The sequence below is a fragment of the Legionella sp. W05-934-2 genome (assembly GCF_964199965.1).
Taxonomy (GTDB): Bacteria; Pseudomonadota; Gammaproteobacteria; order Legionellales; family Legionellaceae; genus JAFIFT01.
Window position 1 is genome coordinate 1 of sequence record NZ_CAXMZT010000023.1, and the last position, 11212, is coordinate 11212.

Sequence of the window (11212 nt, forward strand, 5' to 3'; positions counted from 1 at the left end):
CTCAAAAATAGCTTTTAAGAGCATAAATTAAGGCTATTTATTGGGCATCTCTCTGTTTATAAAGAGAAAATTTTGGTCAGACCCCCTATGAGATGATTTATTTATTATATTCATACAAAATTAGGATGGCTATAATTCTCAATAACCAGAACGTCATTTCCTGCAATTTTTTCTATTTGAGTTGTATTATTTATATATGGAAAAGCGTTCACCTCCAATGTAAAACTTATTCCAAATGCCCCACAATTCCTTTGAAAAGCATTATTTGTAAAAAATGTAGCTGAATAATCATCTTGAAAGTGTGGCCGTACTATAATTGGCTTAGGTTCACCGAATCCTCTAACATGCTGCACTATTGATTTTATTAATTCTTTCTCTGTGCGAAGCACTGTATTATCTAATTTGTCCTTTGCGGGGTAATATCTATCAATCATAGAAGATGCAGAAATAATAATATCTTGTACTTCATACTGACTGCCAAGTTTAACTCCAAAAAATTCATTAGCTTGATCAGTAAAATTATGTATGCCATCTAAAAGAGCAATACCTTTTACGGCACCATTACTATGGGCAATAAAAAAGGCAAAACCATTTTTTTCAAGCTCCTCACCCGCTTCCTTTGACAATTCTTTTTTTAAAAAAGATTTCATATCCATCAAAGAGTCAATCCAGAATTGGTATGATATGCTACGGTTCTTAGTAAGACTATCAGAAAAAAATGAATTATTTTTAATCAATTCTTTTGCTTTTTCATTATGCTTGTCTTTTGCTTCTTTTTCCCACTCCGACACCAATTCTAATATCTTTTGCTTTTCTAGGAGAAACTCAGCATAATTTAATTTTCTTACTTCCATAAAAAGTCTCTATATATTACTTTAACGTTCGAAAACAGATTACCTGTTTAACATAGCACCCATATAAGTTGGTTCATTTCTATTATGGCAACTTAAAGATGAAAAATTTACTTGTTCAAACTACCTCACATTTATCCTAGAAAAAAAGATGAATAAAAGTAATCTACTAACACAAATCATGTGCTTAGAATTTAAGAGGTATCTAAACAATGGTGTATCCACAAAATAACGCTTTGTATACATGCTTTTTAAAAGTGCAATGTTACAGGATTCAATACGGATGAGAAAGAAAAATTTGCTGATAAAAGCAGGGTATAGGGGTCCGACCAAAATATTTTCTATTTATTGGGCATCTCTCTGTTTATAAAGAGAAAATTTTGGTCAGACCCCCTATGGCACTATCACTATAACCTTGCTACAGAATGATTTGGAGAGTTTTTAGAAAGGATGTAATGAGAAAAATCGGAAATTCCGAATTTTCTACCAAACCGACTAATTACTATCAATCCTATATTCCATTCCATGCGAGTCTACTTCTTTGACGAGTCCAATTTCTTTGGGGTTTTGGGGGCATTACAAATCCAAAAGAAATGCCATTTCAAAAATGTATGATTTAGGGGCGCAATATTTCTTAGCGTTTCAAATCCCTGTAAAAGTTTTCATGAACCCCCAAAGCTAGCAATACTCTTTCTTCTGGGTTCCACTCATAGGCTAAAAGATATTCTTGGTTTTTAATTTTAAATTTATATACATAAACACCAGATAGATCACCCTTTTTGGCTATACCTAGTTCTGGATTCTTTATAATCTGTTTTATTGCTTTTTTAACTTCTTCCTTTTGATTTGTATGGAGTTTTTTGAATACTTTTTTAAAAGCCGGCATTTGGCTTACAGATATATCATCCATATTATTCTTCATCAAAATCAAAAGGCTCAGCAAGAGATCGATCAGAGTTTTTAGATATCAACAAATCCTTAACAAACTCTATAGGTAAATCTGGATTTTCTAAAGCACACTTTCCAATTTTTGCCCAAAATTCAATTTGCCCTGGGATTGAACGACACTCAGCCTTAGCAATTTTTTTAGCATCTTCATAAATGTCATCATCAATTCTAATAGGAATACCCATAATATTCACCAAATGTGTTATATTGCTACATTTGTAGTTTAGCACAACATTCGTTGCTTTCCTAGAACAACCGAATAACTATGTGTTTTTGGGACACTACCCCATTTAGTTTCGGACCAGAGAGAATATTTATGTATAATGATAATTTTTTATAGAAGATCAATATGAAGCTAGACAAAGTTAAAGGTTCTTGTTTGTGCCAGATGTATCGCTTTACTATCAGTGGTGATTTTCACTGTTTTATGCTTTGCCATTGTTCTCGTTGCCAAAAAACAAGTGGCTCAGCACATGCAAGTAATCTATTTTTAAAAAGCGCAGCAATAGATTGGATTAGTGAAGCACAGAAGCCAACCATTTACCAACACGCCAACTGTCGTTTTGCCCGGGCTTTTTGCGAAAGATGTGGAAGCGCTTTGCCAAAGGCTATGGATCATGATAGCAATACCGTCCAATGTCCAGCAGGCAGCCTAGATGGGCATCCGAACATTCCACCAACAGGGCACATTTTCTACAAAAGTCGCGCCTATTGGTATGATCTCATACTTCAAGCCCCTAAATTTGATGAGCTACCAAAGTAGAAGTTAACATCCACCCCACCCTTGTGTTTTTTGGACACCTATAGCCTTGGCAATATTCAATAGGAAAATAAACGGGGATTTTACGAATTCCCTCGAAGGAGCTCAAATAAAATTCATTTTTATGCAAAAAAGGTTTAGAAACAGGCAAATGAATCAATGTTTACAAATTGTTTTAGCATTGAGTTTATTAACCTTGACGATTAAATACTTTCGGAGTTCCAAATTCGACATTCTTGATTTACGTCAGGAAGGACTACCGTTGATCCTACTCCTAAGAAAACTCCCGGGGAATAAATTATTATTTGCTTGCCTTGGTATTGCCACAATGAAATGCAACCCGTACCCTCTTCAACTAGATATTTACCGCTTGAAGCGGATATTACAGAGTTTCGGTGTTATTTAGATGGTTTGGTGGGCTCACTTTGCTTTGCCCACCGAGTTTAACTCCCTGTCCACTATGCATCCCTATCCGTGTCTGGGATACTGCGACTCTTCTTGCTTTGATGCTAAACTATTGTTTGATGAAGGTTTATCAAAGAAAGAGAGGGATGTTTGAGGTAGAGTCTTGTCAATCGACCCAGAGCTTTCAAGTTTAATAACTTTCACGGCTTGAATTTTCAATGAACTAATTTCATCAATTAATTGAATAACCTTGGATTGCATTTCCTTTGGCAAATCAGGATGCATTGCAATAGAGCATAATTCTAATATTGGACCTTCGGTTGTTGGATTTGGATTTAATGGTTGCTCAGAGAAATACCTAAGGACCTCACTTCGATTATGGGGCAACAAAAATTCCTCTAAACTTTTCAAACTGCTTTCTATCGGTTCCCTTAGTACTGCAAAACTCCTATTTACAAAGAATTTATCAAACATGTCTTTATATATGTCTAATTGCATATATAAGCTTGCTATCAATTCATTTAAAGTGGGGGGAGATTTTTTAGAGGACCCTACACCTTGCAGAAATTTAGTAAGTATTGGCGGATATTCAGGAGTTGAGTAGGTTAAAGTTCGGCCATCCAAAATATTCATAATGCAATCAACTTCATCCTGATCAATGTAGTTATTTATTCCTAAGCATTCGATATTTTTTTTAAAGCCTAAGCATTGTGATTTTGAGAGCGGCTCTGGAATCAACTTATTTATTAACTCAGGGTCTAATTTAAGCTTAATCTTTGCTTCTTTAAAATCTAATAGATGTGTAGGGTATGCCCGGATAATGGCATCGTGATATAAAATTCTAGAAAATATACTGTAGGGGCGAGCTTGAACGATTGATTTTATATCCTTAAATTCATCACAAGAATTATATTTTCCTCTGTCAGTTCCCCTGAAATAATTAGCCCCGTTATTAATTAATTTTAACAAGCAAACTTCTAAAACCGGGTGCGTGAAATCAGGTCTCTCCTCAGCTATACTAAACAAGGTTTTAAACCAAGATCTATATTCGAGCTTATGAATTATTACTCCGTCTAATAAAGCAAATGTAAAATCGGGGTCGTCAGAAATTCCCAACCGAATAATGTTATCATAGTATTTGTCTGTATAATGAATTTGTACCAATTTACTTGTTTGGCTTTTTATATGGACCCAAGCAAGAAATTTCAAATATCCTTTATCCTTATTCTCGTATTCTCTTAAGTAACCAAAATTTTCCCAACTTTCATAATTTTCAAAAGTGGTTTCACTAAAACGCCTAATAGCACCAATACATTCTTCATTACCTAGAAGCTTATTTAAATTATCTATCAGTAAATTAAATTGGACTTTTCCATATTTTTTTTCAAACCTAATCGTAAAACTGTTCTCTGGTATTGTCATTGCACAACTCTCCTCTGAGGGATAACAATAATTAGTGTATGTGCTCACAGAACCATAGGGTGCAATCTTAGTTTCAGAGGTTTTTTGAACCAACGTTTAGGTGCTTTTGGCGAATATTCATTGGGTCAATGACTCAACCTACGACTACTGGGTCTGGAGCTTGAATTAGTAAGAGGAGTAGATGTCAATGAGTTTGTGACTAGGGAATTTGCTGCGTTGAAACACTAAGTTGATCATGTTGAATGCGAACTCTATTGCAATTTGTTTTGATTCGATTTGCGTGAACCTTAACATGGATCGTATTTTGTGTAAAGTGGTGAAATAATAGAACGTCCAGGTGGTCAATATGCACCATTCTCAGAATTCCTATCAAACCCCACGTAATTCTATCCCAACATGGAGAAATCCGAGCCGTGACCATGCCCCCTATTCTTTAAGCCCGACATTAAAAACTTAGGTGGTTTCCCCATTTGCAAGCAAACGGGCTTGCTAACTTAGTTGCGTTTGCATTTTGCTTTGAAAAAACAATGTGTATGGAAACTGAACTTGTTTTTTAGTACCATTAGCCCATGATTTTAACCCAACAGATCTTTGTTAGATAAAGAGTGGTATTAATTTGGATCAAAGTAGAATGACAAATACTCGAAACAATAGGATTAAAAGTAAGTATTTAGCAAATTCCCACTCTTTGGTTTTTATTCAACAAACATCAAGATATCCAAGTCATAAAATTATTCCCTTCCCCTACACTCAACCAATTTTTTAAGAACTTATTATCAATTACAACATTGGCATCTGATTAGTCCTCAACTAATTGCTAATAACTTAGCAATTAAATGGATTTATTTATGTCTGTATGCATTGGTTTGTGCCACATAACTTTTTAGACGCAATCGTGACTCAAATCAGATTGATAATTACAAAGAGAATCTAAAAATTCTAAAAACCAAGATTAATAATGATGCAAATAGGAGTGACCTTATGATTGATGTCCACGAGTTCTTTCAAACACGATTTTCACAACTGACTCTGTTCAATAATATCTATCAGCATGTAAAGGTAAGAAATGATCAAGGCATAAGAAATGCCGTAGCGGATACGAAAGTCCTGGATGATAACTATGATTTGAATTGTCAATGCAATCCTTTTGTCGATCTTGCCCAAAAAGGAGATCACGAATCTTTGGCTTTTTTACAAGAAGTCATAGGATTACCCGACTCTGTTATCAAAGGGTATGCAATGGCTAATAACCACCTGGCTGTTGATGAAATCGTTAAAAAGGGACAAAACAGTCCGCAACGTAGAGAGAAATTACGAACGCTTGCCGGACAAGGATATAGCCTTGTTGGGAACATGGATAAAGCGAATGAAATGCTTTTAGAAGGTGGCGATCGACATTATATCATAACTGCACTTGCTATTGGTGGTCACACAAAGCTAGTTAAAAATGCAACCCTTTTGGGAAGGTTAATGGAAAAAATGCCGAAGGAATTTCATGCAATTGAATTAGCTGCCAACTATGCAACAGGGGGATTTGTAGCAGAGGCTGAAAAACAATATAACATTGCTATTGCAGTAATTGAAGCTTATCCAACAGAAAAGAAGTCGATACTCAATCTTTCTATGGCACAAGATGCTCTAGTTCTTGGTCTCATAAATGGTGGTCATCTAGATAATAAAGATGCTTTTCAGCGAGTTTTGCCATTTATTGAAGATTTGACATTAAGAAAATCAATTTATAGAAGAGCAATAGAGGTAAATCCTAATTTAAAAGATGATCAGCTAATTACTAGATGCAACACCATAAAACAGTTAACTAGTGTACATCATGTTAGTCTTTCGGAAGCAGTGAAATGGTCAGACCCATGGCAAAAGACGGAAGTACATATTTTATTTTTACAGGGAATTGTTTTAATTAGACGGGATTCATTACCAATTGATATGTTTATTCATATTGCGTCTTATGTTGTTGGTCTACCTGATGAAGAAACAAAAAAACTGTTTGAAAAGCACACTACAATAATGCCAAAAAAATTATACGAACATTCTGTGCATCAATTAACGTTTTTCGATCCACGTGCTCAGTTACCAGTCGATAAATATACAAAACAATTTGAAGAGGCTGCAAATCGCTACAAAAACCGCGTGAATTTTTTATAATCAAGGACCTCTCTTTCTTAAACTCGTTGCCAGTCTGAAAGAGAGTCCTTTCGACTCACTAAAGCAAGCGCAGATGCTGTCTTGAATTTCAAGCCCAAGTGAAAAACCTGCTTGTGAAAATTGTTTCGCAATTCCTGCACCAGTGATGATAACTAAGGGTTTTTGTTTGCTCATATTGTTGCTCCATTCATATCACCCCTACATTGCCGGCTTAGGAAAGTCAGCATAATATATATCCCACATGCGTGAACAATATGCTTTTATAGTATCAAATTGAAGCGCATGCTGTTTTAATGCATCATTGATTGGGCTCATGAGCATATTCGCGATAAATGCAAAAGCAGTAGCATCAATACTCGTTGGTTTATCGCCTAAGAAATAAGGCTTGTCGCCCAGGATGCAGGCAAGTGCATCCATGGTTTTGCAACCTAATCCAATAATTTCTTCTGTACTATGCCGACCATTTCCTTGTAGATAAAGCGCTTTTAACATTTTCTTACGTATCATCGAAGGTACAAATAATTTAGGTATTGCGGGTAATTTCCCAAAATATCCTTCCTTAACCACTGCCCAACCCGCATCATTTTGCCAACGCATATAAACAACTATCCAATACATCCGTTCACAAAACGTATTATCAAGCAATACAGCCAAAGCCCGCTGCTGTTCAGTCAAATCCTCATCTAATGCATCACCATAGCGCTTTTTAAGCTCATCAATAATCAATTCGCTATCAGGATAATTTACGCCATCAATTTGAATATATGGCAGCTTCCCTTTCGGGGCTTGTTGCGGATTGTTGATAAATTTGGTCTCATAGGGCAAGTTCGCCATACGCAAATACGTTTCCACTTTCATGCAAAATGGACTCGCGCTCGGTAAACCCCAAGCTCGATAAAATTGATATAGTGTAATCATTTACTGATCCCCCATACTTTTTATAAATATATCATTGTAACAGATCTCATTTGCAAAGAATGCGAACATTTTGGCGCCCCTGTCGGAATATTTCCTGCACCACGACCATTTTACGGCCAAACGATTATTTTACTCCCCCGCAATAATAAACGCTCAATCCGAATTTCCAATCTATTGAAAAAAATAAGGTATTCGATTTTAGCCTATTGCTATTAAAGTCTCTGAAAAAATAAGGTCCTTGATAAAGGATAGAAATTAAAGCAGCTCATCATCACCATTTGTCGATTTTTTCTTAAACTTTGCCTCATGATCAAAGCCAACAATTTCTATGGACTGAATGGGTACATTTGATGGCGCAAAAACTAAATTTTTCATATCCGGCTCTTTGTACCAGATATACTGCCCTTCTTTTACAGGTGAATGCCCTGTTCTGATAATCAGGGCATTATCCATAGACATCTTCATGATTTGCTCAGGACGCATCAAGGGAATTGCCTGGTAGGCATAGCTTTGTGATTCGCTAAACCCCCTGGCTTGAGTGCTGGTGGAGCCTGATTTTTTATGGTCGGACCAATAGGGACTACATAGGGGGTCGTTTTCTAATTTGTGAGTGAATTATTTGGCTTTTATGGTTTTACAAACTACTCTTAAAGAAAGAAAACGATCTTTCATCGCATCATCAAGAACGGAGTGGGAAAATGAACTGTCCTCGATGTGGAGATATTTTAGTGACGAAAATGTATGAACAGGTTGAGACAAATACTTGCCCAAAGTGCAAGGGTGTTTGGCTTGACGAAGGGGAGTTAGTTAGGATCCTTCAAACCAAAGAAAAACAATTTGACGATGCTCTGATTCACCAAGCAATAATCACAGCATTTGCCGGTGTCCCAGCAGATGAAAAGCGTTCTGTAGAAAATTGTCCAAAATGCAATGAGCTTATGAATGCGATCAATTATTCTTATGCATCAGGAGTTATAATTGACAGATGCTGTAACAATCATGGGCTTTGGTTTGACGGAAATGAACTAGAAAAGATCCAAGCACATTCTGAACACTGGGAAAAAGAAACGGTAAAACATCAGGACGATTGGCTTTTACTGGTTCAGGCTGTATGCGAAGATCAGAAGAAAACCAAAGATCTGAAGCGACAAAAGGAAATGAGACCAACCAAGTATTTAGTCAATAGCATTATTCGAAAGATGATCGGTTTATAGGGAGATTGGCACAAGAATAGCGATATCTCGCTCTATCCCAAATAAGGGAGCATTTTAATCCTCCTTTTGACCGTCAAATTAAAGAGTTAGTTTAGACTAACTTGATTAAAATGGCTCTACACCAATTAAGGGGGCACTTTAATCGTTATTAGGTTAACCTAATACCTTGATTTAGCGATCAAAAAGGAGATTAAAGTGCCTAGGACTAATCTTATCCTAAATTTACCTGGATTTACTAAAGAAAAAGTGAGCGGATATCAACCATATTATTGCATATAAAGTATAAACGCATCCCTCGATGCACTCATTGTCAGAATAAGTATGTTAGGAAGAAATCATCTTACATGCGCAGGGTCCTTCATGAATTGATCGGCCATCGTCGCACAATATTAGAGTTTAAAGCCTATAAACTCTACTGCAATGATTGCAAGCGTTATGGAAATCAACAGTTTCCTGGCATCCACAAACACCAGCGTTCAACCTGTAATTATCATGGTCCGACCCCTTATGGTATGGCAGTATAAAGCGCCATACATCTAAATCCAATCTATCGCAAAAAAAAAAATCTTGAGGCAGCTTCTCTGCCTCAAGAAAGGGGTAAAGGGGTTAAGGGGTAAAAGCCCGGACACACCGAACTCGGAAGCTGAAGCTCTTACTGTCGTTGAACTGGAAGCCATTGGAGAAGTTCTGGAACCAAGCGAGGATATCATTGAACTCGGTAGAACTCCAGTAGACGACATTGGCAAAACCGCCAATGGCAGCTCTATTAAACCACAAACAGTCTAGCTGAGATGTTGGGCTTGATGGAATACCACCTACAGCTGGTGAGGCCGGCAAGAACCAATCATCATAACAGGTGTTTCCGGATACACAGGGTGTGTTGCCTTGGTCATCGACTTCGTAAGTAGAGCATATGCCTGCAGCGTAGGTATTAACATCAATACCGCCAGCACAAGCGCCTGCACCATTCGTTAAACAATCAACGATGGTTTGTGTATTGGTAGCCCCATCGGTTGTACTGGTTGCGCCGGTTGTTGTTCCAAAACCACCCCATATGATGGTGTTACCGTTATTATTATCAACCGTTGCTGCTATTAGATTATTCTTACCCCCATTAAGGCAGGCCACAACCCCACCCTGAAATGGTTGGCCTATGCTTAAATTAGGTAGTTTGACAATATGCAATACATTGGCTTTAGATGGCTGATAACATTGATTCGGATTGGCACTGCCATTGGCATTGGCTTGACAAATCTTCGGGCCACTTTGGATGCCGCCTGCGGGGATGTTGCTACCATTAATGTTAATGGTTAATGTGCAACTACTGCCTGCACTACCTTTTGGCGCTAAATTACAAGCACCACCCTGACTTAAACCGGATGTTGCTAATAGCTTTAAGTTTTTTGGCCGAGATGATTGATTGGTCACGGTGTACTGGACACTATCGGTTGTGCCAGGTGGTACTGCAACTGTAGTTGCTGTTCGTGGGGTAAACGTCCACATTGGCCCACCTGCATGCGCAGTTGGTACTAGTAGTCTTGTCATCAGTATTGCTAATAGCAAGTTTTTAAATGATGTTTTATTCGTTCGCTCCATGATGTTCTTTCCTTATGCTACATATGTGACATTAACCAATATCCCATGGGTATATAAATGATTCAAACTCAAACCCGAGCCCATCGTTTGACCCGGCGCTCGATTCAAATTACTTTTGCCAAAGTCTAAAAACTCATAACCAATACCCGCATGCCAATGGTTATTTAGTGGCGTTTGTATTCCAGCGCCTAAAGTGTAACTAAACGCTGTTTTGATATGGCTTTCAAAATTCTCATTCGGTATGGCTTGAAATATGAGTGGATTATTGGTGAAGTCATGCGCGCGGTTAAAGCCAATATTGACACTGCCGCTCACATATGGCACCAGTTTTTGTCCCTTATCCAATAAAGCTCTGCCTTTAACGCCAATGCGCGTATTGCGCACTTTATAGCGATAAGTGTAATTATTAAATTGTGGGTCCGCATCATCCCAGATAATGCCATCGACTCTCGCATTGCCTGTCGTTGCCACAACCAATCCCAATTGCCCCAATATTGGGCTTGAAAGGACTTTTTGCACCCCAAAAAACAACTCCCCGCTCGGCATCCCTTTAAGTTTTTTAGAAGCTCGGTAGCTTTTTTCAATCGTTGGGTTTAAATAAAACGTCTGTGTCTCACCAGCCTTCGACCATGCAGCGCCCAAACTGAACTGCCCAACCCATTGCCATGCAGGGGCTGGTGGCTCTTTATCCTGCATCATACCTGCAAATAAAGAGCCAGAGGATACGCACACTAGCATCACACTCTGAACTATCCTTTTCATTAGCTTCCCCTATATTAAACGGATTAGTATTTTATAAAGTACCCAGCAAAAATTTTTTAAGAAAAAATGAATTTTAAAACAACGCTGGCAAATTCTAACTAGAAGTGCGACAAACAAAAATGCTGTATATTCATGTTCTTCGGAAACTTGAATAAACTAGCAAAGGAGCTTGCCGC

Annotated in this window: 12 protein-coding genes and 1 pseudogene; 4 read left to right on the forward strand and 9 right to left on the reverse strand. The window is 37.5% G+C overall.

Annotated elements, in window-relative coordinates:
• Nucleotides 1–110: 110 nt before the first annotated feature.
• The 3 genes from AB3348_RS15030 to AB3348_RS15040 form a co-directional block, all read right to left on the reverse strand.
• Nucleotides 111–854 carry a hypothetical protein gene (locus tag AB3348_RS15030; protein ID WP_367608450.1) on the reverse strand — a complete coding sequence of 248 codons (744 nt, stop codon included), beginning with the start codon at nt 852–854 and terminating at the stop codon, nt 111–113.
• 631 nt (nt 855–1485) lie between these two features.
• The gene (locus tag AB3348_RS15035; protein WP_367608451.1) at nt 1486–1761 is read right to left on the reverse strand and encodes a type II toxin-antitoxin system RelE/ParE family toxin; all 276 of its coding nucleotides are present in this window, start codon (nt 1759–1761) and stop codon (nt 1486–1488) included.
• A 1-nt stretch (nt 1762) separates the two neighbouring features.
• On the reverse strand, nt 1763–1984 hold the full coding sequence (locus tag AB3348_RS15040) for a ParD-like family protein (protein ID WP_367608452.1): 222 nt from the start codon (nt 1982–1984) through the stop codon (nt 1763–1765).
• A 164-nt stretch (nt 1985–2148) separates the two neighbouring features.
• Here AB3348_RS15040 and AB3348_RS15045 point away from each other — a divergent pair, with 164 nt between their 5' ends.
• Nucleotides 2149–2562 (forward strand): GFA family protein, encoded by a 414-nt coding sequence (locus tag AB3348_RS15045; protein ID WP_367608453.1) that lies wholly within the window; start codon nt 2149–2151, stop codon nt 2560–2562.
• Nucleotides 2563–3027: 465 nt separating this feature from the next.
• Here AB3348_RS15045 and AB3348_RS15050 read toward each other — a convergent pair whose 3' ends face one another.
• The gene (locus tag AB3348_RS15050; protein WP_367608454.1) at nt 3028–4386 is read right to left on the reverse strand and encodes a hypothetical protein; all 1359 of its coding nucleotides are present in this window, start codon (nt 4384–4386) and stop codon (nt 3028–3030) included.
• A 981-nt stretch (nt 4387–5367) separates the two neighbouring features.
• On the opposite strand from AB3348_RS15050, the gene AB3348_RS15055 reads away from it, so the two are divergent.
• Nucleotides 5368–6546 carry a hypothetical protein gene (locus AB3348_RS15055; RefSeq protein ID WP_367608455.1) on the forward strand — a complete coding sequence of 393 codons (1179 nt, stop codon included), beginning with the start codon at nt 5368–5370 and terminating at the stop codon, nt 6544–6546.
• On the opposite strand, the gene AB3348_RS15060 is transcribed toward AB3348_RS15055, so the two are convergent.
• The 3 genes and pseudogenes from AB3348_RS15060 to AB3348_RS15070 form a co-directional block, all read right to left on the reverse strand.
• Nucleotides 6547–6720: a hypothetical protein gene (locus AB3348_RS15060; protein WP_367608456.1), complete on the reverse strand. Its 174-nt coding sequence runs from the start codon at nt 6718–6720 to the stop codon at nt 6547–6549.
• Between the two features lie 24 nt (nt 6721–6744).
• Nucleotides 6745–7464, reverse strand: coding sequence for a glutathione S-transferase C-terminal domain-containing protein (locus AB3348_RS15065; protein ID WP_367608457.1), 720 nt, complete (start codon nt 7462–7464; stop codon nt 6745–6747).
• Nucleotides 7465–7719: 255 nt separating this feature from the next.
• Nucleotides 7720–8013 (reverse strand): annotated as a pseudogene (locus AB3348_RS15070) (type IV secretory system conjugative DNA transfer family protein); the annotation flags it as partial.
• Nucleotides 8014–8162: 149 nt separating this feature from the next.
• Between AB3348_RS15070 and AB3348_RS15075 the strand changes: the two are divergent.
• The gene (locus AB3348_RS15075) at nt 8163–8678 is read left to right on the forward strand and encodes a zf-TFIIB domain-containing protein (RefSeq protein ID WP_367608458.1); all 516 of its coding nucleotides are present in this window, start codon (nt 8163–8165) and stop codon (nt 8676–8678) included.
• 344 nt (nt 8679–9022) lie between these two features.
• Nucleotides 9023–9202, forward strand: coding sequence for a hypothetical protein (locus AB3348_RS15080; protein ID WP_367608459.1), 180 nt, complete (start codon nt 9023–9025; stop codon nt 9200–9202).
• Nucleotides 9203–9284: 82 nt separating this feature from the next.
• Here AB3348_RS15080 and AB3348_RS15085 read toward each other — a convergent pair whose 3' ends face one another.
• On the reverse strand, nt 9285–10274 hold the full coding sequence (locus AB3348_RS15085) for a hypothetical protein (RefSeq protein ID WP_367608460.1): 990 nt from the start codon (nt 10272–10274) through the stop codon (nt 9285–9287).
• Nucleotides 10275–10286: 12 nt separating this feature from the next.
• The gene (locus AB3348_RS15090; RefSeq protein ID WP_367608461.1) at nt 10287–11036 is read right to left on the reverse strand and encodes an outer membrane protein; all 750 of its coding nucleotides are present in this window, start codon (nt 11034–11036) and stop codon (nt 10287–10289) included.
• Nucleotides 11037–11212: the final 176 nt, after the last annotated feature.